The organism is Streptomyces sp. DI166, from assembly GCF_900091315.1.
Taxonomy (GTDB): Bacteria; Actinomycetota; Actinomycetes; order Streptomycetales; family Streptomycetaceae; genus Streptomyces; species Streptomyces fuscus.
The window spans coordinates 1-24,621 of sequence record NZ_FLSP01000047.1 but is presented as its reverse complement, the minus strand read 5'-3'; the positions used below and the strand labels follow the sequence as shown (position 1 = coordinate 24,621).

The following is a 24,621-nucleotide window of genomic DNA, read 5'->3' as shown; positions in this document are numbered from 1 at the left end:
GCGCGGCGGTACAGCTACCTCATGACGGTCGACGGGGGACGCCTCCACACCACGTGGTGGCAGCAGATGCGTGAGTCGGTCGAGGGGGCGGACACCGAGCTGCGCCCCGAGGGACTCACCGATGTGGTACCGGCCGGACTCGGCCCGGCGTATGCGAAGTTCAGCGATCTCTATCCCGAACAGCAGCTCCAGCTCCAGCTGTTGTACGGCGCCTCGCAGCGGGCGTTCGAGCGCAACACGCGGGTCGCGGCGCGCGTCACGGTGGAGCGCGTGCTCGCCAACGCGCTGCGCGATCCGCGGATCGACGACGTCAAGCCGAACGAGCATCTCACCGAGTACCTCGACGAGGAGATCGCCGACCTGCGCGGACGGCTCGCGCAGGACAGCGCGACCGCCGTCAGCCGGGGCCTGAACGTCGGTCTCACCCTCGGCTCGGCCGCCAGCCTGGTGCTGCTCACGGTGCCGCTGCTGTGGGGCGTCGATCTGCTCCGGGCGCTCGGCGTCACCCTCAACTGCACCAACCGCTGGCATCTGCTGGGCGCGTTCGTGTGCGGTGGGGTCGGCGCGCTCGGCGCCGTGCTGAGCGTGCTGGTCCGAGTGCGCGGGAACGGCGAGCAGTTGACCCGGCGTCAGAACAGCGCGCGGGACGGGTTCGTGGTGCCGGGGCAGATGGCGCGCGGCATGCGCCACGAGGGCGTGTACCGGGTGTGCGTCGGCTGGATCCTCGCGCTGGCCGTGTACTTCCTGCTCAGCGGCGGCCTGGTGCCCGTGTTCGAGGTGCCCGCCACCGCCGCCGAGGTCTGCGCGGCCCCGGGCAGCCCCGGATCGGCCGCCAAGGGCACGGACTTCTGGGGCTTCTGGTGCGCCATCGGTTTCGTGGCGGGCTTCAACGAGCGGTGGGCGTTCGGCATCCTGGGCCGGGAGGCGACGCGTCGGCCGAAGGGCACCTGACGGTTACGTGCGGGCCGTCACCAAGGCCGTCGGCCGAAGGGCGCCTGACGGTTACGTGCGGGCCGTCGCCAAGGCCGTCGGCCGAGGGCGCTTGACGGTCACGTCCCGGCCGTCACCAGGACCACCTCCAGCGTGCGCGGCCCGTGCACGCCCTCAACGCGGTCCAGCTCGATGTCGCTGGTCGCCGAAGGGCCGGAGATCCAGGTCAACGGGCGGGCGGGGTCGAGGCGTTCGAGGGCCTGCGGCACGGACGAGACCACCTGTTCCGGGACCCGTACGACACAGATGTGGTGGTCGGGGACGAGGGTGATCCGGCGCCGCCCCTGGTCGGGGGAGCCGTCGAGGACGATCGTGCCGGTCTCGGCGATGGCCACGGCACAGCCGGTCACCACGCTTTCGACCTTGTCCAGTTCCCGCGCGGTGTTCACCTCGCGGTCGTGCACCCGCGTGGCATCGGCGGCCGACATCCACTCCGGCGGCAGCCCAGGGGGCACGAGCACGGACTGCGAGCCGCGCTCGGCGAGCAACCGCGCGACCAGATACGGCAGTTCCTCCGTGTCCGTCCGGTGCACGATGGCCCGGTAGTCCGCCAGATTCTCCGCCAGCAGATCCACCGTCTGCGCCGTACCCAGGTCGCCGTGCTGCCGCAGATACCCGCGCTCGACGGCCGTGTCCTCACCCGGCGGTCCATCCGCCAGCGCGCGCCGCACCCGGCCCAGGATCCGTTCCCTGCTGCTCACTTGGCGCCGTCCTTTCCGCCGTGCGTACGCTGCCACCAGTCCCGGAACGGCTCCGACGGCACCGCGGGCAGATCCCGGGTACCGGTCCACGCCTTGCCGGGGCCGGGCAGGGTGCGCGGATGCAGTCGCCGCGTGCGTGAGGCGAGCCGCTGGCCGGTGCGCAGGGCGCCGGGGCGGGCCAGCGCCCAGCCCGCCGCCCGCATGGCCGCCCGCTCCGCCGCGTGCCCCTTGGCCGGCTTGAGCACGACCTTGTTGCCGCCCCGGATCACCGGCCCGCCCTGCACGACCCGCTCCCGCAGATGCACCAGCACCTCGGGGATGTCGATGGCGACCGGGCACACCTCGTAGCAGGCCCCGCACAAGGAGGACGCGTACGGCAGGGAGGCGTCGATCTCGCTTGCCGTGCCCCGGAGTTGGGGGCTGAGGATGGCGCCGATCGGGCCCGGGTAGACCGAGCCGTAGGCATGGCCGCCCGCCCGCTCGTACACCGGGCACACATTGAGACAGGCCGAGCAGCGGATGCAGCGCAGGGCCTGGCGGCCGACCTCGTCGGCGAGCGTGTCGGTGCGGCCGTTGTCGAGCAGGACCAGATGGAAGGCGCGCGGGCCGTCGCCGTCCGTGGTGCCGGTCCACATCGAGGTGTACGGGTTCATACGCTCGGCCGTGGAGGAGCGGGGGAGGGTCTGGAGGAAGACCTCCAGGTCCCGCCAGGTCGGCACGACCTTCTCGATGCCGACCACCGAGATCAGCGTCTCGGGGAGGGTCAGGCACATACGGCCGTTGCCCTCGGACTCCACCACGACCAGGGTGCCGGTCTCGGCGACCATGAAGTTGGCGCCGGAGACGCCGACCTTGGCGCGCAGGAACTTCTCCCGCAGATGCAGACGGGCCGCTTCGGCGAGTTCGGCGGGCGTGTCGGTCAGCCCCTCGGGGGCCGGGCGGCCCCACTCGCTCATCTCGCGGGCGAAGATGTCCCGGATCTCGCCCCGGTTGCGGTGGATCGCCGGGACCAGGATGTGCGAGGGCCGGTCCTTGCCCAACTGCACGATCAGCTCGGCGAGATCGGTCTCGTAGGCGCGGATGCCCTCGGCCTCCAGGGCCTCGTTCAGCCCGATCTCCTGCGTGGCCATGGACTTGACCTTGACGACCTCCGTCTCCCCGGTCGCCTTGACCAGTTCGGCGACGATCCGGTTCGCCTCGTCCGCGTCGGCGGCCCAGTGCACGACCCCGCCCGCCGCCGTGACCGACTCCTCCAACTGCACCAGATAGCGGTCGAGGTGACGGAGCGTACGGTCCTTGATCCGCGCACCCGCCTCGCGCAGCGCGTCCCAGTCGGACACCTCCGCCACGGCCTTGGCCCGCTTCGCGCGGATCGTGTGCGTGGCGTGACGCAGATTGCCCCGCAGCGTCCGGTTGTGCACGGCCTCCCGCGCGGCCTCGGGAAAGGCCGGCATGCCGACGAATGTCCCGCTCACAGCGCCGGTTCCTCCTCTGTGCTCGCCAGGATCTCGGCGATGTGCACCGGCCGCACACCGGTGCGCAGCCGGGTGATCGTGCCGCCGATGTGCGTCAGACAGGAGTTGTCGGCCGCGCACAGCACCTCCGCTCCCGTGGATTCGGCGTTGCGCACCTTGTCCGCGCCCATCGCCGCCGACACCTCGGCGTTCTTCACCGCGAAGGTGCCGCCGAAGCCGCAGCACTCCTCGGCACCCGGCAGCTCCACCAGCTCCAATCCCTTGACGGCCCGCAGGAGTTGCAGCGGCCTGTCACCGAGTCCGAGGCCGCGCAGCCCGTGACACGTGGGGTGGTAGGTCACCCTGTGCGGGTAGTACGCCCCCACGTCCGTCACTCCCAGCACGTCCACCAGGAACTCCGTCAGCTCGTACGTCTTCGGCACCACGGGCGCGAGCGTGGCCGCGAGGGATTCCCCACGCCCCTCCGCGCGCGCCCGTTCACCCATCCGCGGATACAGCTCCCGCACCATCGCCCCGCAGGACCCCGACGGGGTGACGATCGCCTCGTACCCGCCGAAGACCTCCGAGAAGTGCCGGGCCAGGGGCTCCGCGCCGTGCCGGTAGCCGGTGTTGTAGTGCGCCTGCCCGCAGCAGGTCTGGGCCATCGGGAAGTCGACCTCGACCCCCAGCCTGGTCAGCAGCCTCACCACGGCGCGGCCGGTGTCCGGATAGAGCGTGTCGTTCACGCAGGTCAGGAACAGTGCGACACGCATCGCGGCTCCCTCTCTTCGATCATCGGACGGTTGCAGGGTAGTGCGGGCCCACGGCCCCGGCGAGACCACTCACCGCCCGGCGAGCCGGGCCTCCGCCTCCCGCCACCGGTCCGCCCGTCCGCGCGGCTCGTAGCGGGTCAGCGGCTGGGTACGGGTGAGCAGGCGCCGCCCGTCGGCCAGATCACGGACGAGGCCGTGCGGCCGGGCCTGCACCAGGACGTTGCCGAGCGCCGCGGCCTCCGTCGGGCCCGCCACCACCGGCAGCCCGCAGGCGTCGGCGGTGAGCTGGCAGAGCAGGGCGTTGCGGGTGCCGCCGCCGACCACGTACACCACGTCCACCGGCTGGTCGGCGAGCCGCTGGGCGTCCGCCACGGCACGCCGGTGGGCCAGGGCGAGGGAGTCGAGGATGCACCGCGTGATCTCGGCGGGCGACTCGGGCACCGGCTGCCCCGAGACCCGGCACGCCTCGGCGATCCGCTCCGGCATCCGGCCCGGCGCCAGGAACGCCGCGTCACCCGCGTCCACCACCGACCTGAGCGCCGGCACCTTGGACGCCTCCAGCAGCAGCGCGCCCAGGTCGGGGTCGCCCCAGGCCCGTACGCACTCCTGGAGCAGCCACAGGCCCATGATGTTGCGCAGGTACCGGACCGTACCGTCCAGTCCCAGTTCGTTGGTGAAGTTGGCGGCCCGGCTCTCATCGGTCAGTACCGGAGCGTGCAGTTCGAGACCGGCCAGCGACCAGGTGCCGGTGCAGATGTACGCGAAGCGCTCACCGGCGGCGGCCGGGACCGCGGCCACCGCGGACGCCGTGTCGTGCGAACCGACGGCGGTCACGGGGACGGGCCCCTTGAGCGCGGTCTCCTCCAGGACTTCGGGACGCAGGAACCCGGCCGCCTCACCCGGCCTGCGCAGAGGTGCGAACAACTCCAGGTCGACGCCCAGCCGTTGGGCCAGGTCCGACGCCCAGTCGCGGGTGCGGGGGTCGATGAGCTGGGTGGTCGAGGCGTTGGTCAGCTCCGTGCCCTGCTCACCGGTCAGCCAGTACGTCAGCAGATCCGGGATCAGCAACAGCCGGTGCGCACCGGTGAGTCGCTCGGCCCTGAGCTGGTACAGGGTGTTGAAGGGCGCGTACTGCAACCCGGTCGCCGCGTACAGCTCCTCGGCGGGCACGCTCGCCCACACCTTCTCCGCCACACCCTCCGTACGGGTGTCGCGGTAGTGCACCGGATTGCCCAGCAGCGCCCCGTCGGCGTCCAGCAGGCCGTAGTCCACGGCCCAGCTGTCGATGCCGACGGAGTCCACCTGGCCCGCCGCCCTCAGTCCGTCCAGCACACCCGCGTACAGCCCGAGGACATCCCAGCGCAGCCCCTCCGGCAGGCGCACCGGACGGTTCGGGAACCGGTGCGCCTCGGTCAGCTCCAGACTGTCCGGGCCGACCCGGCCGACCATGACCCGCCCACTGGACGCGCCGAGGTCGACGGCGGCATACCTCCTCACGGACCGGCTCACGGACCCGCTCACCGCAGGAAGGCGGCGGCGACGCCGGCGTCGACGGGGATGTGCAGCCCGGTGGTGTGGGTGAGGTCCCCGCCGGTCAGGGCGAAGACGGCAGCCGCGACATGCTCGGGCAGCACCTCGCGCTTGAGGATGGTGCGCTGGGCGTAGAACTCGCCCAGCTTCTCCTCCTCCACCCCGTACACGGCCGCCCGCTGGGCGCCCCAGCCACCGGCGAAGATCCCGGAGCCGCGCACCACACCGTCCGGGTTCACCCCGTTGACCCGGATACCGTGCTCCCCCAACTCGGCGGCGAGCAGCCGCACTTGATGCGCCTGGTCGGCCTTGGTCGCGGAGTAGGCGATGTTGTTCGGCCCGGCGAAGACGGCGTTCTTGGAGGCGATGTACACGATGTCGCCGCCCAGCTCCTGGGCGATCATCACGCGCGCCGCCTCCCGTGAGACCAGGAAGGAACCGCGCGCCATGATGTCGTGCTGAAGGTCCCAGTCGCGCGCAGAAGTCTCCAGCAGCGGCTTGGAGATGGAGATCCCCGCGTTGTTGACCACCAGGTCGACGCCGCCGAAGGCGAGCACGGCGGCCTTGAAGGCGTCGGCGATCTGCGCCTCGTCCGTCACGTCGACGGTCACGGCCACGGCCTTGTCCGGCCCGCCCAACTCCTCGGCAACGGCCGATGCGTTGTCCCCGTTGAGATCGGCCACGACCACACAGGCCCCCTCGGCGACAAGCCTGTGCGCGATGGCCCTGCCGATCCCGCTGCCCGCCCCGGTCACCAGCGCGACCCGCGTGGCGAGCGGCTTCGGCTTCGGCATCCGCTGGAGCTTGGCCTCCTCCAGCGCCCAGTACTCGATGCGGAACTTCTCCGATTCCTCGATGGGCGCGTACGTCGACACCGCCTCGGCTCCGCGCATCACGTTGATGGCGTTGACGTAGAACTCGCCCGCGACCCGCGCGGTCTGCTTGTCCTTGCCGAAGGAGAACATGCCCACCCCGGGAATCAGCACGATCGCCGGGTCGGCGCCGCGCATCGCGGGGGAGTCGGGCAGGGCGTGCCGCGCGTAGTAGGCGGCGTACTCCTCGCGGTACTCGGCGTGCAGTTCCTTCAGCCGGGCGATCGCGTCGTCGAGCGGGGCGGTCGGCGGCAGGTCGAGGACGAGCGGCCGGACCTTGGTGCGCAGGAAGTGGTCGGGGCACGAGGTACCCAGCGCGGCAAGTCGCGGGTGCTCGGCGCGCGCGAGGAAGTCCAGTACGACCTCGGCGTCGGTGAAGTGTCCGACCTGGGCCCGGTCCTGCGAGGCCAGGGCACGTACGTACGGTGCGAGCGCGGCGGCCCGCTCCCTGCGCTCGGCCTCACCGAGTGCCCCGTACCCCTCGATGACGGGTCCGCAGGGCTCGGCCCTGCCCTTCTCCGCGAGGAACTTCTCGGCGGTGCGGATGATGTGCAGGGAGTTGCGCTCGCACTCCTCGGAGGTGTCGCCCCAGGCGGTGATGCCGTGCCCGCCGAGCACGCACCCGATGGCCTGCGGGTTGGCCGCCTTCACCGCCGCGATGTCCAGCCCGAGCTGGAACCCGGGCCGCCGCCACGGCACCCACACCACGGTGTCCCCGAAGCACTCGGCGGTCAGCTTCTCCCCGTCGGCGGCACAGGCGAGCGCGATGCCCGAGTCCGGGTGCAGATGATCGACGTGAGCGGCCTCGACCAGCCCGTGCATGGCGGTGTCGATGGAGGGCGCGGCCCCGCCCTTGCCGTGCAGGCAGTAGTCGAACGCGGCGACCATCTCGTCCTCGCGATCGACACCGGGATAGACGTCGACCAGCGCCCGCATACGGTCCAGCCGCAGTACGGCGAGTCCGCTCTCGGTGAGAGTGCCGAGGTCGCCTCCCGACCCCTTGACCCACATCAGCTCCACATCACCCCCGGTGACGGGGTCGGTGGCGGTGCCTTTGGCGGAGGCGTTGCCGCCGGCGTAGTTGGTGTTGCGGGGGTCGGCACCGAGACGGTGGGAACGGGCGAGGAGGGCGGCGGCTTCAGGGTGGGTTGACATAGCGAGGAGTTCCTTACGGAGAAGCGAGGTGAAGGTGTTCAGGGGCGCGGGGCCGTGTCGATGTGCGGCTCCGCCGCGTGGGCGCGACCGGCCACACGCGGCCCGCACCCCTCCACGAAACAATCCCGGCAGACGCTCACGCCCCCCACCCTGCCTGCTCCCCACCCACCCGCTCGGCCACAATCCGCTCCGCCCACCCGGACCGGGCATACGCGGCAAGAGGCTCGGGGTCCAGCCCCATCTCCTCCCGCACGTCCCGAAGCAGCGGCCGCACATCCGTATTGAAGGCATCCATCACCACGGCGTTGGCGCCCAGCACATCCCCCGCGGCCTGCGCAGCAGCAAGCGCCGCCCGATCCACCAGCAGCGCCTTCGCCGTGGCCTCCTGCACATTCATGACCGACCGGATGATCGCCGGGATCTTCGCCTCGATGTTGTGGCACTGATCGAGCATGAACGCCACGTCCGGCGTGAACCCCCCGCCCCGGACCACCTCGTACATGATCCGGAACAACTGGAAGGGGTCGGCGGCACCGACCATCAGGTCGTCGTCGGCGTAGAACCGCGAGTTGAAGTCGAACCCCCCGAGCTTCCCCTCCCGCAGCAGCGTGGCGACGATGAACTCGATGTTCGTGCCCGGCGCGTGGTGCCCCGTGTCGACCACGACCTGCGCCTTTGGCCCGAGCTTCAGACAGTGCGCGTACGCCGTGCCCCAGTCCGGGACGTCCGTGGTGTAGAAGGCCGGCTCGAAGAACTTGTACTCCAGCAGCATCCGCTGCCCGTCCCCGAGCCGCTCGTACACCTCGGCGAGCCCTTCGGCCAGCCGGTCCTGCCGGGCGCGTATGTCGTCCTGGCCGGGATAGTTCGTACCGTCGGCGAACCACAGCTTCAGGTCCCGGGAGCCGGTCGCGTCCATGATGTCGACGCACTCCAGGAGATGGTCCACGGCCTTGCGGCGCACGGCGGCGTCCGGGTGGCAGATGCTGCCCAGCTTGTAGTCGTCGTCCTGGAAGGTGTTGGAGTTGATCGCGCCCAGCTTCACCCCCCACTCTTCGGCGAACTTGGCCAGCGCCGCGTAGTCGTCGACCTTGTCCCAGGGGATGTGCAGCGCCACCGTCGGCGCCACCCCGGTGAAGGCGTGGACCTGGGCCGCGTCCTCCAGCTTCTCCCGCGGGGTCCGGGGGACTCCCTGCTGGGCGAACACCTTGAACCGGGTCCCGGAGTTCCCGTACGCCCACGACGGCGTCTCGACGGCCTGGGTCTTGAGCGCGGCCTTCACCGCGGCGAGCTCGGTCACTTCGGGCTCCTGTGACGTCGGTTCGGAAAGTCTTCAGAAACGCATCGCTGTGAAACGATTCAAGACGGGAAGCTATGAGCCCTCCGAAGGGGTGTCAAGCCCCGTGGCGCAGGTGATCGCTCGTGACTCCGCCGTGACCTTCAAACCTCGAAAGTTTTTCGATACGGACCCATTGACGTGACATGGGGCCCGTGCCTAACGTCCCCGGCAACCGAGTTGAAACCTTTCACGACGTCGCGAGGGCCGTCCCGCCGACGTCGTCGAGGAGCCCCCATGACCCACCCGTCCACCACGGGTCCGGCCCCGGTCCTGGCGCTCAGGGACGTTTCGAAGTCCTTCGGCGCGGTCCGCGCCCTGCGGGACGTCTCCCTGGAGCTGTTCCCCGGGGAGGTGCACGCCCTCGCCGGAGAGAACGGCGCGGGCAAGTCGACCCTCATCAAGACCCTCGCCGGAGTACACCGGCCGGACTCCGGCCAGGTGCTGCTCGACGGCGCGCCCGTCGCCTTCCACGGCCCCGGCGACGCCCGCGACGCCGGCATCGCCGTGATCTACCAGGAGCCGACCCTCTTCCCCGACCTGTCGATCGCCGAGAACATCTTCATGGGCCGCCGGCCCCGGCGCTCCCTCGGCCGCATCGACCACAAGGCCACCCACGCCGCCACACTCGCCCTGATGCGGCGCCTGGACGTCCAGCTCGACCCGGACCGGCCGGCGCGCGGACTGTCCATCGCGGACCAGCAGATCGTGGAGATCGCCAAGGCGCTCTCCTTCGACGCCCGCGTCCTGATCATGGACGAGCCGACCGCCGCTCTCACCGGCAGCGAGGTCGCCCGCCTCTTCAACGTCGTCCGCACCCTGCGCGAACAGGGCGCCGCCGTCCTGTTCATCTCCCACCGGCTGGAGGAGATCTTCCAGATCTGCGAGCGGGTGACGACCCTGCGCGACGGCGCCTGGATCGCCAGTGAACCGCTGGCGGGGATGACCGAGGACGACCTGGTGCGGCGGATGGTGGGCCGCGACCTGGACGAGCTGTACCCCAAGCAGGACGTCGTGCCGGGCGAGGTCGCGCTCAGCGTGCGCCGGCTGACCCGCGAGGGCGTCTTCACCGATGTCTCCTTCGAGGTGCGGCGCGGCGAGATCGTGGGCCTGGCCGGACTGGTCGGCGCGGGCCGCACCGAGGTCGCCCGGGCCGTTTTCGGGGTCGACCGCTGGGACGCGGGTGAGGTGAGCGTGGGCGGAAAAGCCCTGGTCAACGGTGCTCCCTCGACCGCCATGGCGGCGGGGCTTGCGCTCGTGCCGGAGGACCGGCGCGCCCAGGGCCTGGTGATGGACATGTCCATCGAGCGGAACATCGGTCTCACCGGACTGCGCACGACGGTGAAGGCCGGGCTGATGGACCGCGGCGCCGAACGCAGCCGCTCACTGGACTGGGCGGTCAAGCTCCAGGTCAAGTACGCCCGGATCGCCGACGCCGTCTCCACCCTCTCCGGCGGCAACCAGCAAAAGGTCGTGCTCGCCAAATGGCTGGCGACCCGGCCCGACGTGCTGATCGTCGACGAACCCACCCGCGGCATCGACGTCGGCACCAAGGCCGAGGTGCACCGACTGCTGTCCGAACTCGCCGCCGACGGCGTCGCCGTCCTGATGATCTCCTCCGACCTGCCCGAGGTGCTCGGCATGGCCGACCGCGTCCTCGTCATGCACGAGGGCCGCCTCACCGCCGAGATCCCCCGCTCCGAAGCCACCGAGGAAACCGTGATGGCCGCAGCCACCGGGAGGGCCGCCGCATGACGGTGACCACCCCCGAGCAAGCCCCCGTCGCCGAGGTGCCCAAGGAGGGCGCGACCCGGCTCGTCGACCGCGTGTTCAAGATGCGCGAACTGGCCATCCTGATCGTCTTCCTGGTGATGATCGCCGTCACCCAGGCCGGCAACAGCGAGTTCCTCACCGAGCAGGGGATCAAGGACCTGCTGCTCAACGCGACCATCCTGGTCCTGGTCGCCGTCGGCCAGTCCCTGGTCGTCATCACCCGCAACGTCGACCTGTCGGTCGGCTCCACCCTCGGCATCACCGCCTTCGCCGCCGGTACGTACCTCCAGGGCGGTGGAGACCCGGTCGTCGCCGTGGTCCTCGCCGTGCTGCTGGGCGTCGGCTTCGGGCTGCTCAACGGACTGCTCGTCAGCCTCGGCCAGGTGCCCGCCCTCGTCGTCACCCTCGGCACGCTGTACATCATCCGCGGCATCGACTCCATCTGGGTCGGCTCCCGCCAGATCACCGCGGCCGATCTCCCCGACGGCTTCGTCGACTTCGGCTCCGGCGGTGTCTCCGCCGTGCCGTACCTCGCGCTGATCGCCCTCGCCGTCCTGGTGGCGACCGCCTACTACCTCAAGCACTACGGCAGCGGCCGCGAACTGTACGCGCTCGGCTCCAACCCCGAGGCCGCCCGCCTCGCCGGCATCCCCGTGCGCAAGCGGATCCTCGCCGCGTACACCTTCTGCGGAGCGGTGACCGGGCTCGCCGGGGCCATGTACCTCGCCCGGTTCGGCAACGTCGACTCCGGCACCGGCAGCGGTTACGAACTCACCGTCGTCAGCGCGGTCGTGGTCGGCGGCGTCGTCTTCACCGGCGGCTCCGGCAGCGTCTACGGCGCCGCCCTCGGCGCGATGCTGCTGACCTCGATCAACAGCGTGCTGCCCGCCCTCGGCGTCAGCTCCGTCTGGGTGCTCGCCATCAACGGCATCCTGCTCATCCTCGCCATCGCGGTCGACCGGATCGTCGCGCTGCGCGTGGCCTCGGCCCTGAAGAAGAGGAACGCCCGCCATGCCTGACTCCCTCACCCGCGCGGTCCGCTGGGACACGGTGGTCGGCGCCCTCCTGATCGTCGTGCTTCTGCTGTCCTTCGGATTCGTCGACGGCTTCGGCAACGCGCTCAATCTGTCGTTCCTGATCGGGAACACCCTTCCGATCGCCTTGATCGCCCTGCCGATGACCCTGTTGGTCGTCTCGGGCGAGATCGATCTCTCGGTCGCCTCCACCGCGGGTCTGTCCGGTGCCGTGATGGGCGCCCTGTGGAACCAGGGCATGACGATCGAGACGATCATTCCGATCTGTCTGCTGCTCGGTGTGGTGTGCGGACTGATCAACGGTCTGCTGGTGACCAGGCTGGGGCTGCCGTCGCTCGCCGTGACCATCGGCACGCTGGCCGCCTACCGGGGCATCGCACAGATCGTGCTCGGCTCCGACGCGGTGACCGACTTTCCCACGCCGTACCTGGACTTCGCCTCCGGCCGGATTGGCGACACGTTCATCCCGTACGCGCTCCTGCCCTTCCTCGTGCTCCTCTCGATCGCGGTGATCGTTCTGCACGCCATGCCCTTCGGGCGGTCGTTGTTCGCGATCGGGGCGAGCGAGGAGGCGGCGCGGTTCGCCGGGATCCGGGTCAAGCGGCAGAAACTGATGCTGTTCACCGTCACCGGGTTCATGGCGTCGCTGACCGGGATCTTCTGGGCGCTGCACTACGCCTCCGCCCGGTACGACAACGCGACCGGGCTGGAACTGTCCGTCGTGGCCGCCGTGCTGCTCGGCGGGATCGACTTCGACGGTGGCAAGGGAACGCTCGGCGGCGCGATCGCCGGGGTGTTCCTGCTGGGCGCGCTGCAGAACGTCATGAGTCTTCAGGACGTCTCGGCGCAGACGCAGATCCTTGTCACCGGTGTGCTGCTCGTGCTCTCCGTTCTCGGGCCCCGGGTCGCCCGGCAACTCGCCGTCGCGCGTGCCCGATCGTCCGGCTGACCGCCGTCCGCGGCCGGTCGCGCCCGTACGGCCGGGCCGCACATCGGCCCAGCCCCCACTCCCTCTCTGTTGCGCTCCCGCTCACTTCGTCCAAAGGAACCCCTCCATGCGTAAGTCATCCCTCCGGCAGGTCTCCGTCGCCCTCGCCCTCGTCACCTCGCTCTCCCTCGCCGCCACCGCCTGCGGCGGCACCACCAAGGAGGACGTCGCCAAGGAGGACGCCTCCGCCGCTGCCGGCGGCAAGGCGGACCCCAACGCGGAACTGAAGAAGGGGCTGACCGTCGGCTTCCTGCCCAAGGCGGTCAACAACCCCTACTTCACCTCCGCCGACAAGGGCGGCGAAGCGGCACTGAAGGAACTGGGCTCCGGCTACAAGGAGGTCGGGACCTCCAGCGCCACCGACACCGCCGGACAGGTCAGCTACGTCAACACGCTCACCCAGCAGCAGGTCGACGCGATGGCCGTCTCCGCGCAGGACCCCGGCGCCCTGTGCACCGCGCTCAAGCAGGCCATGAAGAACGACATCAAGGTCGTCACCTACGACTCCGACACCAAGGCCGACTGCCGCAACGCCTTCGTCTCGCAGGCCAGCGCCGAGGACCTGGGCCGCACCGAGGTGCAGCTGCTCGCCGAACAGATCGGCTACAAGGGCGAGATAGCGATCCTGTCCGCCGCGCAGACCGCCACCAACCAGAACACCTGGATCGAGTTCATGAAGGACGAGCTCAAGGATCCCAAGTACAAGGACATGAAGCTGGTCAAGGTCGCCTACGGCAACGACGACGCCCAGCAGTCCTTCCAGCAGACCCAGGGCCTGCTCCAGGAGTACCCGGACCTGAAGGGCATCATCTCCCCGACCACCGTCGGCATCAAGGCCGCCGCCCAGTACCTGTCGGGCTCCAAGTACAAGGGCAAGGTCAAGCTGACCGGCCTCGGCACCCCCAACGACATGCGCAAGTACGTCAAGAACGGCACCGTCGAGGCCTTCGAGCTGTGGGACCCGGCCAAGCTCGGCGAGCTGGCCGCCCGTACCGCCGTGGCGCTGGTGTCGGGGCAGATCACCGGCAAGGAGGGCGAGACCTTCACCGCCGGGGACATGGGCGAGTACACGATCGGCAAGGACGGCGTGATCAGCCTCGGCAAGCCCACCGTGTTCGACGCCAAGAACATCGACCAGTACAACTTCTGATCCCCAGGGGGCTGTTGATGCAGCGTGTGTGCTTCGTGCTGAAGGTCCGGGCGGACCGGCTCGACGAGTACCGCGAACGGCACGCCGAGGTGTGGCCGGAGATGCGCGCCGCGCTCTCCGCCACCGGCTGGCACAACTACTCGCTCTTCCTGCGCGAGGACGGCCTGCTCGTCGGCTACTTGGAGACCGAGGACTTCGCCGCCGCCCTGGCCGGTATGGAGGCCACCGAGGTCAACGCCCGCTGGCAGGCCGAAATGGCGTCGTTCTTCGAGCAGTTGGACGGCGCCCGCCCGGACGAATCGATGAAACCCCTCACCGAAGTCTTCCACCTAGCCTGAGCCGGAGCCGCTTTCCATGAGAAGACGCACCGTACTGGCGACCGCCCTGCTCGCCGCCGTGGCCACCCCGGGCACGGCGCGGGCCGCCGATCCCGGGCCGTCCGTCACCCCGACCGGCACCACCACCCTCGACCCGCAGGCCATCTTCTTCGTCTCCTACGACGGCCTGGTCAACAACAACTCCTTCCAGAAGAACGGCCTGTTGACCTACAAGGGCTACCAGTACGCCGTCTGGTACACCGCCGACCGCAACGCCGTCGTCGGCCGCCGCCCGCTCGGCTCCAGCACCTGGTCGACGGTGAAGGTCGGCCACACCCTGCGCTACAACGACTCCCACAACGTGATCTCCATGGGCGTCTCCCGCGTCGACGGACGCCTGCACCTGAACATGGACTCGCACAGCGACGGCTTCACCTACGTCAAGTCGGCCGCCGGGCTGATGGACAACCCCGGCGGACTGTCCTGGGCCACGAGCCGCTTCGGCGCACCGCAGTCCACCCTGGACGGCCTGGCGCTGACCAGCCAGTTCACGTACCCGCAGTTCATCGCCACCCCCGAGGGACGCCTCCAGCTCAGCTACCGAGTGGGGATCTCCGGCAACGGCCGCAACGCCCTCGCCGAGTACGACGGCACGACGTGGACCGCGCTGGGGGAGTGGACCAGCTCCACCGGCACGTACAGCAGCGAGCACGGCTCCTCGACCGCCCGCAACATGTACCTGCACGGCATCGACTACGACCGCGACGGCCGGCTGCACTCCTTCTTCACCTGGCGGGAGCAGAACGGCGCCGTGATGTGCAACGGCGGCGGGATCACCAACCACGACACCGGCTACGTCTACTCCGACGACCGGGGACGCACCTGGCGGAACAACGCGGGCACCGTCGTCGGCACCACCGGCGGCTCCGACCGGGTCGCCGTCACCGACGCCGGACTGGTCGTGGACCCGCTCAACCCGGACCACTCCCTGATGAACCAGGAGAGCCAGTCCACCGACTCCGCGGGCCGCCCGCACGCGATCATCTCCTACGTCCCGGGCCGCTTCGGCCAGTGCACCACGAACTACGTCGCCGACCGCACCGCCAACGGACGCGCCTTCCACGTCCGTAGGAACGCCTCCGGAACCTGGCAGAAAACCGAGATCCCGGTCCCGCTCAATTCCAGCCAGCGCACCAAGCTGGTCCTGGACAAGTACGACAACGCCTATGCAGTGTTCCCCTTCGGCCGGATAGCCGGAGCCTCCAAGGCGTCCGGGTACACCGACTGGACCCTGCTGTACGACGGGGCCGGGCTGAACGCCTTCGGCGAGGTCGTGATCGACGAGACGCGGGTCGCCCAGGACCATGTGCTGTCGGTGATGTACCAGGTGAGATCCACCGGAACGACACCGTCGGCACTCCGCGTCGTCGACTTCCGGCTCCCCGTCTGACCCATGCCGTACCAGGGAGGCGTGACGGTAATGTGAAGACCCTCCCGCCCGCCGCCCCTCGTTTCATCCCTGGAGGTCCCTGCCCGATGGCCCAGTCGGTGGGTATCAAGGACGTCGCCCGCGCCGCCGGAGTCTCGGTGGGCACGGTGTCGAACGTGATCAACCGTCCGGACACGGTCGCCACCGAGACCCGCGCCCGCGTGCTCTCGGCGATCGACCGGCTGGGCTACGTCCGCAGTGAGTCCGCGCGCCAGCTGCGCGCGGGCCGCAGCCGGATCATGGGGCTGCTCGTCCTGGACATGGGCAACCCCTTCTTCGTGGACGTGGCGCGCGGCGCCGAGCGGGCCGCCCGGGAGGCCGGGCTCGGCGTGATGGTCTGCAACAGCGCGCAGAGCGCGAGCGAGGAGGCCGAGTACCTGTCGCTCTTCGCCGAGCAGCGGGTGCGCGGAGTGCTGCTGACCCCGGCGGACGCCACCGGCCGCAACATCGAGACCTTCCGGCGGCACACCATCCCCTTCGTCCTCGTCGACCGGGTCGCCGAGGGCACCACCGAGTGCTCGGTCTCCGTCGACGACGTCGCGGGCGGCGCCCTGGCCGTGCGGCACCTGGTCGACGCCGGGCACCGCTCGATCGCGTACGTCAGCGGCCCGCCCAGCCTCAACCAGGTCCGTGACCGCCGTACCGGCGCCCTGAACGCGCTCGCCGAGGCCGGGCTCGGCCCCGAGGCGCTGCGCGAGCTGCCCACCGAACGGCTCGACGTGGCCGCCGGCCGGGACGCGGGCGCCCGCCTGCTGGGTCTCGCCGAGCGGCCGACCGCCGTGTTCTGCGCCAACGACCTGCTCGCCCTCGGCGTGCTCCAGGCCATGTACGCGGCCGGGGTCTCCGTCCCCGACGACCTCGCCATCGTCGGCTACGACGACATCGAGTTCGCCGCCGCCGCGGCCGTCCCGCTGACCTCCGTACGGCAGCCCGCCGTCACCATGGGCGCCCTCGCCGCCGAGCTGCTGCTGGAGGAGACGGAGGACGAGGACGGAGCGCGCGGGCACGAGCACCGCCGGGTGGTGCTCCAGCCCGAACTGGTGGTGCGGCGCTCAAGTCTGTCCGCCCGCTGACCGGTCGTTCAGTACAAATTCATGATCGGGGGATCGGATATCGGACGGACATGTGCTGAACTGGGACGCGTCCCGCACCATCCGTCCGTCCCGGGAGCCCTGTTGACCGCGACCTATCGCCAGCCCGGCGTCGTCCTGACCGACCGCCGCTTCACCGTGCCCCTCGACCACGACGACCCGGCGGGGGAGACCATCGAACTCTTCGCCCGCGAGGTGGTCGCCGGTGACCGGGCGGGCCAGGACCTGCCGTGGCTGGTCTACCTCCAGGGCGGCCCCGGCTTCGGCGCGAACCGGTTCGTCGGCAAACCGGCCTGGCTCGGCCGCGCCCTGAAGGAGTACCGGGTGCTCCTGCTCGACCAGCGCGGCACCGGCCACTCCACACCCGCCAACCGCCAGACACTGCCGCTGCGCGGCGGCCCCGCCGAGCAGGCCGACTACCTCACCCGCTTCCGCGCCGACTCCATCGTCCGGGACTGCGAGGCCATCCGGCCCGCCGTCACCGGCGGTGCCCCCTGGACCGTCCTCGGACAGAGCTTCGGCGGCTTCTGCACCGTGAACTACCTGTCCACCGCCCCCGAGGGCCTCAACGGCGCCGTCATCACCGGCGGCCTGCCCTCGCTCGACGCGCACGCCGACGACGTCTACCGCGCGGCCTACCCGCGCATCGAGCGCAAGGTCCTCGCCCACTACGAGCGCTACCCGCAGGACGTGGAGCGGGTCCGCCGGATCGTCGACCACCTGCTCGGCCACGACGTGGTGCTCCCGAACGGCTACCGGCTCACCGCCGAGGCGTTCCAGTCCGCCGGCATCATGCTCGGCGGCGGCGAGGGCAGCCACCGCCTGCACTTCCTGCTGGAGCACGCCTTCGTGCGCACCGCGCAGGGCACGGCCCTCTCCGACGCCTTCCAGGAGGACATGCAGGGCCTGCTGTCGTACGCGAGCCACCCCCTGTACGCCCTCGTCCACGAGGCGATCTACGCCCAGGACGCCCGCCCCACCAACTGGTCCGCCGAGCGGGTGCGCGCCGAGTTCCCGCAGTTCGACGCGGCCAAGGCGCTCGCCGGGGACGGGCCGGTGCTGCTGACCGGGGAGACCATCCACCCCTGGATGTTCGAGTGCGACCCGGCGCTGCGCCCGCTGCGCGAGACCGCCGAACTGCTCGCCTCCCGCACGGACTGGACACCGCTGTACGACCCCGCGCGGCTCGCCGCCAACGAGGTGCCGGTCGCGGCGGCGATCTACCACGACGACATGTACGTCGACACCGCCCACTCCCTGCGCACCGCCCGCACCATTCGTGGCCTGCGCACCTGGGTCACCGACGAGTTCGAGCACGACGGCGTGCGCGCGGGCGGACCCCGGGTCCTGGACCGGCTGCTGGCGCTGATGCGTGACGAAATGTGAGGAATCGCGGGGCGCCGCTGACTAGTCTGCGGGCATGGCAGACCCGATGATCACTCGACTCCGCCCCATGCCCGAGGACTGGCAGCGCGCCCTCGCCGTGGTGGCCCACCCGGACGACCTGGAGTACGGCTGCTCGGCGGCCGTCGCCGCGTGGACCGACCAGGGACGCGAGATCGCGTACGTCCTGGCGACCCGCGGCGAGGCCGGCATCGACACCCTCGACCCCGAGCGTTGCGCCGTGCTGCGGGAGCGGGAGCAGCGGGCGAGCGCGGCGGTGGTCGGGGTGTCGGTGGTGGAGTTCCTCGACCACAAGGACGGGGTGATCGAGTACGGCACGGCCCTGCGCCGGGACATCGCCGCCGCGATCCGCCGCCACCGGCCCGAACTGGTCATCACCCTCAACCACCGGGACACCTGGGGCGGCGTCGCCTGGAACACGCCCGACCATGTGGCGGTGGGCCGCGCCACGCTGGACGCGGCCGCCGACGCCGGGAACCGGTGGATCTTCCCCGAACTGACCGAGCAGGGCCTGGAGCCCTGGAACGGTGTCCGCTGGGTCGCCGTGGCCGGTTCCAGCTCGCCCACTCACGCCGTGGACGCCACCGCCGGACTGGAGCGGGCGGTGCACTCCCTGCTCGAACACCGCACCTACATCGAGGCGTTGACCGACGAGGACCCGGAGACGTACGCCCGCCGCTTCCTCACCGAGACCGCGACGGCGACGGGGGAGCGGTTTGACGGCAAGCCCGCGGTCGCCTTCGAGGTGTTCGCCCGATGAGCGGTGACGAGGGCGGCGGCGGGGCGATACTCGCCGAACGCTTCTAGGAGCACCGCGACCATCTGAACGCCGTCGCCCACCGCATGCTCGCTCGCCCGCTTCGCTGGTCCGCGGGGCGGCGGCGTCGAAGCAGGTGCGCGGGGCGCGGCCGTGGCCGAACAGGCGCTGCTGTTCCGCGCGTTCGCGCCCTACGCGCGGTTCGTGCTGGTCAACGGTGAGCTGGGGATGGTCAACGCGCCCGATGACAAGCCGATGTCGGTCACCGCGCTCACCGTCGCCGACGGCCGGATCACCGGTATGTGCATCCTCGCCGACCCCGCGCGGCCGGCCGGGCTCGACCTGCCTGACCTGGCCGGACAGCACGGCGGACGCCCGTAGGCTGGTCGGCATGCGAGAACTGTCCCTTGATCCGGCCGGCCTGCGCGGCGACTGCGCGAACTGCTTCGGGCTGTGCTGTGTCGCCCTGCCGTTCGCCAAGTCCGCCGACTTCCCCGTCGACAAGCGGGCCGGGACGCCCTGCCGCAACCTCCGGGACGACCACCGCTGCGGCATCCACGACCGGCTGCGGGAGCGGGGCTGGTCCGGCTGCACGGTCTACGACTGCTTCGGCGCGGGTCAGCGGGTCTCGCAGGCGACGTTCGGCGGAGAGGACTGGCGCACCGGTTCCGCCGAGCACGCCCGGCGCATGTTCGACGTGTTCCCGGCCGTCCGCCAGCTCCACGAACTGCTCTGGTACCTCACCCAGGCCCTGACCCTCCCCGCCGCCCGCCCCGTCCACGCCGACCTGCGCCGCCTGCTGCGCGCGACGGAGGACCTGGCGGCAGGCACTCCGGACGAGCTGTCCGCCCTGGACGTGGGCCCGCACCGGCAGCAGGTGGGCGAGCTGCTGCTCCGGGCCAGCGAACTGACCCGGGCAGGCCTGCGCGGCCGCCGCAAGGACCGCCGCGGCGCCGATCTGATGGGCGCCCGCCTCAAGGGCGCCGACCTGCGCGGCATCAGCCTCCGCGGCACCTACCTCATCGCGGCCGACCTGACCGGAGCGGACTTGCGAGGCGCGGACCTGCTGGGCGCGGACCTGAGGGACGCGGATCTGACCGACGCCGACCTGACGGACGCCCTCTTCCTCACCCAGCCGCAGGTGAACGCGGCACGGGGGAGCGCGGGCACCGGGCTGCCGGGGTCGCTGGAACGGCCCGCGCACTGGGACGCGAAGGAGTGAACGTCAGCCCTCCACGCCACTGACCGGACACCGTGCCTCCGCTCCGACCGCCCTCCGCTCCACCCCCATCCGCAGCCCGTCCGGCATCAGGGTCAGCCGCTCCGTCACCCGGAGCCGGTATTCGGGGTCCGGGCGCAGGGTGTAGCGCCGCAGCAGCAGACCCAGGACCAGCGTCGCCTCGTGCAGGGCGAACTGGCGGCCGATGCAGGCGCGGGCGCCGGTGCCGAAGGGCTTGAAGGTGTGCGGGGGACGGGACCGTACCGCCTTGGGGTCGAAGCGGTCGGGGTCGAAGCGCTCGGCGTCCGGGCCCCAGGCCGCCGGGTCGCGGTGCAGCAGCGGGGTGAGGACCAACGCCCAGGCGCCGCGCCGCATCGGGTGCTCCCCGGCCAGCACGGTGTCCTCCAGCGCCTCCCGCGCGAAGGCGGGCGCCGTCGGCCACAGCCGCAGGGACTCGTCCAGCACACGGCGTACGTACCGCAGCTTGGCCACCTGGTCGTAGCCGGGCCGTTCGGTGTCGCCCCACACCTGGTCCACCTCGGCGCGGGCCCGGGCGGCGACCTCCGGATGCCGGGCGAGGTAGTACAGCGCGAAGGACAGCGCGCCGGAGGTCGTCTCGTGGCCCGCGACCAGGAAGGTGATGACCTGGCGGCGGACGTTTTCGAGGGAGAGGCGCTCCCCGGTCTCGGGGTGGGCGGTCTCCAGCATCCGGTCGAGCAGGTCCCCGCTCCCGCCGGAACCGCCCCGGCGTCTGCGCACCAGGTCGTCGACCGTGCGGTTGAGGTAGGCGATGTCGGCGTCGTTGCGGCGCGCGGCGGAGCTGAGCAGGAAGGGCGCCGGGACGGTGTTGAGCCGCTGGGCGTAGGCGAGGGTGCCGACCATCGCGGTCACGAAGGGGTGCGGGCGGGACCGCTCGAAGGAGCCGAAGTCGTGTCCGAACCCGGTGCGCGCGATGGTCTCCAGGGTCAGCTTGGTCATGTCGCCGGGCACGTCCACCGGCTGACCGGCCAGTGCCGCCCGGTCCCAGTGGTCGGTCAGCCGCCCGGCCACGTCCAGCATCATCGGGTGGTACCCCGCCATGGCCTCCCGGCTGAATCCGGGCGCCAGGACGTCGTGCGCGAGCTGCCAGTTCGGCTCGTGGTTGTACGCGGTGAACAGCGCGTCCCCGGCCACGGGCCGCAGGTTCGCGATGCCGAGGCCGACGTGCTTGGCGAACCGTGTCTCGTCCGCGAGATCGGCGGCCAGCGCCGCGCCCCACACGAACACGAACTCCTTGCCGAGCGCCTTGCGCCGGAAGATCGGCCCCAGTTGGCGGCCCAGGCGCATGGAGTCCTGGAGCGGCCGGGACCGGTTGGCGCCCAGCACATCGCCGAGCAGCGGGAGCCGGCGCGGCGGGTGCGGGATGCGGTGCAGTGCGGGCCAGCCCTGGTCGGCGCTGCGGAACCCCTTGGGCGACGCGGACCGGGTCGTCGTCTCCGCCATGGCGCGATCTCCCTTGATCCTCCGGCAGATTGGGTCTGTTGTACGTCGGTTCAATAGCGCGCGGCCTCAGTGTGATCCGGTTGTTGAACCCGCGTCAAGTAAGGTGCGGGCATGAGCGCGAACCAGAGCGGCGCGCGCACCAGGCGTCGGCTCAGCACCGAGGAGCGCAGGGAGCAGCTTCTCGCCGTCGGGGCGCGGCTGTTCTCGGAGAGCCCGTACGACGAGGTGTGGATCGAGCAGGTCGCCGAGATCGCCGGGGTGTCGCGCGGACTGCTGTACCACTACTTCCCGACCAAGCGGGACTTCTTCGCCGCCGTCGTCGAGCGGGAGAGCGCGCGCATGCTGCGGATGACGGCGGCCGTGCCCGGCGTCCCGGTCCGCGAGCAGCTCACCGCGAGCCTCGACACCTACCTGGCCTGGGCCGAGGAGCAGGCGCACGGCTTCCGCGCCTTCCATCGCGCCGAGGCGTCCGGCGACCCCGCCGTGCGCGAGGTCTACCAGCGCGCGCTCGCCGCCCAGGAGCGGCAGATCCTCGCGGCCATGGCCGCCGACCCGGAGTTCGGCCCGGTCTGCGAGGCCCGCCCCGACATCCGTCTCGCGGTGCGCGGCTGGCTGGCCTTCACCACCGCCGTCTGCCTGGAATGGCTGAGCGGTACCGAGGACCTGACCCGGGACCAGGTCCGCGACCTGTGCGCACGCGCGCTGCTGGGGGTCGTCGGAGAGTGACTCCGCGCACGATCGCGTGGGGTGGTTGGCGCGCGCCCCGATCTTCGATAGGTTAGGCAAGGCTTACCTAAGGAGGTTCGGGAATGGGTGACAGCCAGAGCTGGACGGCCGCTCCGGCCGCGGCGGAACGCGCCCGGTCGGTGCTCGCCACCGCGTGGTCCTGCGCGGTGACCGCGGAGGGCACCCGGGAGGAGTTCGTCGGCGCGCACTCCGTGACCGACGACGGCCGGATACTGCTCGCCGTACCCGAGGACAGCGTGCTGGCCGCGGCCGCAATCTGCGCCCCGCGCGGAGAGCCGTCCGCCGTGCTGGAGTTCGCCGACGTCGCGCCCGTCCCCGTCCGCAACCGCATCCGGGCCCGGCTGTGGCTCGCCGGATGGTTCGCCCCCGAGGACGGCCACCTCGTCTTCCGGGCCACCCGGGTCGTACTGCGCCGGCCGAGCGGCGCGCTCATCGTCGAGCTGGACGAGTTCGCCGCCGCCCGCCCCGACCCGCTGGCCCTCGCCGAGGCCCGCCTGCTCACCCACCTCGCCGACTGCCACCCCGACGCCGTCGAGCGGCTGACCCGGCTGGTCGAACCGGACAGCCTGCACGGCGCCGTCCGCGTCCAGCCCCTCGCCGTCGACCGGCACGGACTGACCCTGCGCATCGAACGCGCCCGCGCCCACGGCGACGTACGTCTGCCCTTCCACCGCCCGGCCGACGACGTCGCGCAACTCACCGAGCGCATGCACGTCCTGCTCGGCCAGGCCGCCGCGGCCACCTGCCCGCGGCCCCTACAGCGGCAGCGCGCAGACCGCGACGGGTGAGGCGAACGGGGCGCCCGCGCGCCGCAGTTCACCCTTGTCCTCGTCGACGTGGAAGACCGTCACGTCGCCGGACCGCTGGTTCGCCGCGAAGAGCAGCCCGCCGTCCGGCGACAGGGCGATCTGCCGCGGGAAGTCCCCGCCCACCGGCACGGTGCCCAGCAGCCCGAGCCGGGCCCCGTCCGCCTCCACCGCGTACCTGGACAGGCTGTTGTGGCCCCGGTTGGCGAGGAACGCGTACCGCCCGTTGGCCGTCACCACGATCTGCGCCGGGTAACTGGTGCCCGGCCCGGTGCCCGTGGACCGCGCCTCGCCGACGGTGACCCGGCCGCTGCCGGGGTCGTAGGCGCAGACCGCCACGGTGTTGTCGGCCTCGTTGGCGAGATAGGCGTACCGGCCGCCCGGATGGAAGGTCAGATGGCGTGGCCCCGCGCCCGGCCGCGTACGGGCCCGGGAGACCTCCCTGAGCGTGCCCCCGGTCTCGTCGAGACGGTAGGTGTACACGGTGTCCGTGCCCAGGTCGACGGCGAGGACATGGCCGCCGTCCGGGCTGGTGATCACCTGGTGGGCGTGCGGACCCCGCCGGCCCGGGCCCGGCGCGGGGGAGGAGTGCGTGACCAGGTCCGTGCGCTCGCCCAGCGCGCCCGAGGCCGCGACCGGGTGCACGGCCACACTGCCGGTGCCGTAGTTGGCGCTGAACAGCCAGCGCCCGCTCGGATGCACCGACAGATGACACGGCGCCGACCCGCCGGTGCTCCGGCTGCCCAGCACCTTGCGGTCGGCGAGGCGAACGGCGGTCACGGCTCCGTCCTCGCGCTCGTTCACCGTGTACAGCGTGCGCCCGTCCGGGTGCACCGCCAGAAACGACGGATCGCCGACGCCCGAGATCGTGCCGGAACCGGTGACCCGGCCGGTCCGCACGTCGTACGAGGCGACCCCGATACCCTCGCCGCCGCCCTCGGCGGAGGTGTACGTGCCGAGGTACAGCGCGCGGGGACCCGGCGTGGCCTCCCGGGAAGGGCCCGGTGTCGCAGTGCCCCGCACCGGGGGCGGCGGAGGCGGCGGGTCCTGGCATCCCGCGAGGGCCGCCGCGGCGGCGCCTCCCGCGACGGCGCCGACGAACCGGCGCCTGCTCACGCCCCCACTGCCCATGCCCACACCCTCAGGTCGTCCGTAGTCCGGCGCCTGCCACCCTGGCGTGGCTCACCGGCCCGGTGCAACCGCGGGCGCCGCCGCTACCAGTCGCCGTCCTCGACCGGCTGCCCCTTGAGGTGCTCGACCTGGCCCGGAGCGGGAGCCTCCCAGGGCTCGTGGTCGTCGCCGAGCCACTCGCCGACCGGTTCGACCGCCTCCAGCGTGCCGGTGGGGTCGAGATCCTGGGCCTCGTCGTCGTAGTAGTCGAACCAGGGCAGCCCCGCCCGCGTGTACGCCGCCCGGTCCACGGGCGACGGCGGCGGCTCCTCGCCGGTGATCCGGCGCCACTGCGGCGGCGTCACCAGATGGACGAAGACCCGCCCCGACGGCTGTCCGGCCCAGTCCGACGCCGGGCGGTCGTCCCGGTAGACCTCCTGACGCAT

Annotated in this window: 22 protein-coding genes and 1 pseudogene; 14 read left to right on the top strand and 9 right to left on the bottom strand. The window is 71.5% G+C overall.

Annotation, left to right across the window (positions count from 1 at the left end; genetic code table 11):
• The first annotated feature begins 21 nt into the window (after positions 1–21).
• Entirely contained in the window at positions 22–951 is a 930-nt protein-coding gene (locus tag GA0115233_RS22575; protein WP_093722098.1) for a hypothetical protein, read from the top strand.
• 98 nt (positions 952–1,049) lie between these two features.
• On the opposite strand, the gene GA0115233_RS22570 is transcribed toward GA0115233_RS22575, so the two are convergent.
• The 6 genes from GA0115233_RS22570 to rhaI all read right to left on the bottom strand — a co-directional run bounded on the left by GA0115233_RS22570 (position 1,050) and on the right by rhaI (position 8,772).
• Positions 1,050–1,691 carry a LutC/YkgG family protein gene (locus GA0115233_RS22570; protein WP_093722097.1) on the bottom strand — a complete coding sequence of 214 codons (642 nt, stop codon included), beginning with the start codon at positions 1,689–1,691 and terminating at the stop codon, positions 1,050–1,052.
• Positions 1,688–3,166 carry a LutB/LldF family L-lactate oxidation iron-sulfur protein gene (locus tag GA0115233_RS22565; RefSeq protein WP_093722096.1) on the bottom strand — a complete coding sequence of 493 codons (1,479 nt, stop codon included), beginning with the start codon at positions 3,164–3,166 and terminating at the stop codon, positions 1,688–1,690. The genes GA0115233_RS22570 and GA0115233_RS22565 overlap by 4 nt, the downstream gene beginning before the upstream one ends.
• Positions 3,163–3,918, bottom strand: coding sequence for a (Fe-S)-binding protein (locus GA0115233_RS22560; protein ID WP_093722095.1), 756 nt, complete (start codon positions 3,916–3,918; stop codon positions 3,163–3,165). The genes GA0115233_RS22565 and GA0115233_RS22560 overlap by 4 nt, the downstream gene beginning before the upstream one ends.
• Before the next feature lie 69 nt (positions 3,919–3,987).
• Positions 3,988–5,415, bottom strand: a complete 1,428-nt coding sequence (locus GA0115233_RS22555; protein WP_093722094.1) for a rhamnulokinase — start codon at positions 5,413–5,415, stop codon at positions 3,988–3,990.
• 20 nt (positions 5,416–5,435) lie between these two features.
• Positions 5,436–7,475: a bifunctional aldolase/short-chain dehydrogenase gene (locus tag GA0115233_RS22550; protein WP_093722093.1), complete on the bottom strand. Its 2,040-nt coding sequence runs from the start codon at positions 7,473–7,475 to the stop codon at positions 5,436–5,438.
• A gap of 136 nt (positions 7,476–7,611) precedes the next feature.
• Positions 7,612–8,772, bottom strand: coding sequence for an L-rhamnose isomerase (rhaI, locus tag GA0115233_RS22545; RefSeq protein ID WP_093722092.1), 1,161 nt, complete (start codon positions 8,770–8,772; stop codon positions 7,612–7,614).
• Positions 8,773–9,045: 273 nt separating this feature from the next.
• On the opposite strand from rhaI, the gene GA0115233_RS22540 reads away from it, so the two are divergent.
• The 11 genes from GA0115233_RS22540 (at position 9,046) to GA0115233_RS22490 (ending at position 20,033) form a co-directional block, all read left to right on the top strand.
• Entirely contained in the window at positions 9,046–10,563 is a 1,518-nt protein-coding gene (locus tag GA0115233_RS22540; RefSeq protein ID WP_093722091.1) for a sugar ABC transporter ATP-binding protein, read from the top strand.
• The gene (locus tag GA0115233_RS22535; RefSeq protein ID WP_093722090.1) at positions 10,560–11,600 is read left to right on the top strand and encodes an ABC transporter permease; all 1,041 of its coding nucleotides are present in this window, start codon (positions 10,560–10,562) and stop codon (positions 11,598–11,600) included. Before GA0115233_RS22540 ends, GA0115233_RS22535 begins: the two co-directional genes overlap by 4 nt.
• Positions 11,593–12,564 (top strand): ABC transporter permease, encoded by a 972-nt coding sequence (locus GA0115233_RS22530; protein WP_093722089.1) that lies wholly within the window; start codon positions 11,593–11,595, stop codon positions 12,562–12,564. Before GA0115233_RS22535 ends, GA0115233_RS22530 begins: the two co-directional genes overlap by 8 nt.
• Before the next feature lie 106 nt (positions 12,565–12,670).
• Positions 12,671–13,753: a rhamnose ABC transporter substrate-binding protein gene (gene rhaS / locus GA0115233_RS22525; protein ID WP_093722088.1), complete on the top strand. Its 1,083-nt coding sequence runs from the start codon at positions 12,671–12,673 to the stop codon at positions 13,751–13,753.
• Between the two features lie 17 nt (positions 13,754–13,770).
• Positions 13,771–14,091, top strand: coding sequence for an L-rhamnose mutarotase (locus GA0115233_RS22520; protein ID WP_093722087.1), 321 nt, complete (start codon positions 13,771–13,773; stop codon positions 14,089–14,091).
• Between the two features lie 16 nt (positions 14,092–14,107).
• Entirely contained in the window at positions 14,108–15,520 is a 1,413-nt protein-coding gene (locus GA0115233_RS22515; RefSeq protein ID WP_093722086.1) for a BNR repeat-containing protein, read from the top strand.
• An 86-nt stretch (positions 15,521–15,606) separates the two neighbouring features.
• Positions 15,607–16,632 (top strand): LacI family DNA-binding transcriptional regulator, encoded by a 1,026-nt coding sequence (locus tag GA0115233_RS22510; protein ID WP_093722085.1) that lies wholly within the window; start codon positions 15,607–15,609, stop codon positions 16,630–16,632.
• 102 nt (positions 16,633–16,734) lie between these two features.
• Positions 16,735–18,036, top strand: a complete 1,302-nt coding sequence (locus tag GA0115233_RS22505) for an alpha/beta fold hydrolase (RefSeq protein ID WP_093722084.1) — start codon at positions 16,735–16,737, stop codon at positions 18,034–18,036.
• Positions 18,037–18,070: 34 nt separating this feature from the next.
• Positions 18,071–18,814: a PIG-L deacetylase family protein gene (locus GA0115233_RS22500; protein ID WP_093722083.1), complete on the top strand. Its 744-nt coding sequence runs from the start codon at positions 18,071–18,073 to the stop codon at positions 18,812–18,814.
• A gap of 150 nt (positions 18,815–18,964) precedes the next feature.
• The gene (locus tag GA0115233_RS22495; protein WP_176711902.1) at positions 18,965–19,192 is read left to right on the top strand and encodes a hypothetical protein; all 228 of its coding nucleotides are present in this window, start codon (positions 18,965–18,967) and stop codon (positions 19,190–19,192) included.
• Positions 19,193–19,202: 10 nt separating this feature from the next.
• Entirely contained in the window at positions 19,203–20,033 is an 831-nt protein-coding gene (locus tag GA0115233_RS22490; protein WP_093722082.1) for a pentapeptide repeat-containing protein, read from the top strand.
• A gap of 3 nt (positions 20,034–20,036) precedes the next feature.
• Here the strand turns inward: GA0115233_RS22490 and GA0115233_RS22485 are convergent, their stop codons facing one another.
• Positions 20,037–21,512, bottom strand: a complete 1,476-nt coding sequence (locus GA0115233_RS22485; protein ID WP_093722081.1) for a cytochrome P450 — start codon at positions 21,510–21,512, stop codon at positions 20,037–20,039.
• Between the two features lie 111 nt (positions 21,513–21,623).
• Here GA0115233_RS22485 and GA0115233_RS22480 point away from each other — a divergent pair, with 111 nt between their 5' ends.
• Both GA0115233_RS22480 and GA0115233_RS22475 read left to right on the top strand, forming a co-directional pair.
• Positions 21,624–22,238, top strand: coding sequence for a TetR/AcrR family transcriptional regulator (locus tag GA0115233_RS22480; RefSeq protein WP_093722080.1), 615 nt, complete (start codon positions 21,624–21,626; stop codon positions 22,236–22,238).
• An 83-nt stretch (positions 22,239–22,321) separates the two neighbouring features.
• Positions 22,322–23,047, top strand: coding sequence for a DUF2470 domain-containing protein (locus GA0115233_RS22475; protein WP_093722079.1), 726 nt, complete (start codon positions 22,322–22,324; stop codon positions 23,045–23,047).
• Here the strand turns inward: GA0115233_RS22475 and GA0115233_RS22470 are convergent.
• Both GA0115233_RS22470 and GA0115233_RS22465 read right to left on the bottom strand, forming a co-directional pair.
• Positions 23,015–24,196 (bottom strand): lactonase family protein, encoded by a 1,182-nt coding sequence (locus tag GA0115233_RS22470; RefSeq protein WP_093722078.1) that lies wholly within the window; start codon positions 24,194–24,196, stop codon positions 23,015–23,017. The genes GA0115233_RS22475 and GA0115233_RS22470 overlap by 33 nt on opposite strands.
• A gap of 83 nt (positions 24,197–24,279) precedes the next feature.
• Positions 24,280–24,621 (bottom strand): annotated as a pseudogene (locus tag GA0115233_RS22465) (hypothetical protein); the annotation flags it as partial.

Coding starts and splice junctions, on each gene's coding strand:
- GA0115233_RS22575 (WP_093722098.1), top strand. CDS start 22: ATGACGGTCGACGGGGGACGCCTCCACACCACGTGGTGGCAGCAGATG.
- GA0115233_RS22560 (WP_093722095.1), bottom strand. CDS start 3,918: ATGCGTGTCGCACTGTTCCTGACCTGCGTGAACGACACGCTCTATCCG.
- GA0115233_RS22550 (WP_093722093.1), bottom strand. CDS start 7,475: ATGTCAACCCACCCTGAAGCCGCCGCCCTCCTCGCCCGTTCCCACCGT.
- GA0115233_RS22540 (WP_093722091.1), top strand. CDS start 9,046: ATGACCCACCCGTCCACCACGGGTCCGGCCCCGGTCCTGGCGCTCAGG.
- GA0115233_RS22535 (WP_093722090.1), top strand. CDS start 10,560: ATGACGGTGACCACCCCCGAGCAAGCCCCCGTCGCCGAGGTGCCCAAG.
- GA0115233_RS22530 (WP_093722089.1), top strand. CDS start 11,593: ATGCCTGACTCCCTCACCCGCGCGGTCCGCTGGGACACGGTGGTCGGC.
- rhaS (WP_093722088.1), top strand. CDS start 12,671: ATGCGTAAGTCATCCCTCCGGCAGGTCTCCGTCGCCCTCGCCCTCGTC.
- GA0115233_RS22520 (WP_093722087.1), top strand. CDS start 13,771: ATGCAGCGTGTGTGCTTCGTGCTGAAGGTCCGGGCGGACCGGCTCGAC.
- GA0115233_RS22515 (WP_093722086.1), top strand. CDS start 14,108: ATGAGAAGACGCACCGTACTGGCGACCGCCCTGCTCGCCGCCGTGGCC.
- GA0115233_RS22510 (WP_093722085.1), top strand. CDS start 15,607: ATGGCCCAGTCGGTGGGTATCAAGGACGTCGCCCGCGCCGCCGGAGTC.
- GA0115233_RS22500 (WP_093722083.1), top strand. CDS start 18,071: ATGGCAGACCCGATGATCACTCGACTCCGCCCCATGCCCGAGGACTGG.
- GA0115233_RS22490 (WP_093722082.1), top strand. CDS start 19,203: ATGCGAGAACTGTCCCTTGATCCGGCCGGCCTGCGCGGCGACTGCGCG.
- GA0115233_RS22485 (WP_093722081.1), bottom strand. CDS start 21,512: ATGGCGGAGACGACGACCCGGTCCGCGTCGCCCAAGGGGTTCCGCAGC.
- GA0115233_RS22480 (WP_093722080.1), top strand. CDS start 21,624: ATGAGCGCGAACCAGAGCGGCGCGCGCACCAGGCGTCGGCTCAGCACC.
- GA0115233_RS22475 (WP_093722079.1), top strand. CDS start 22,322: ATGGGTGACAGCCAGAGCTGGACGGCCGCTCCGGCCGCGGCGGAACGC.
- GA0115233_RS22470 (WP_093722078.1), bottom strand. CDS start 24,196: ATGGGCAGTGGGGGCGTGAGCAGGCGCCGGTTCGTCGGCGCCGTCGCG.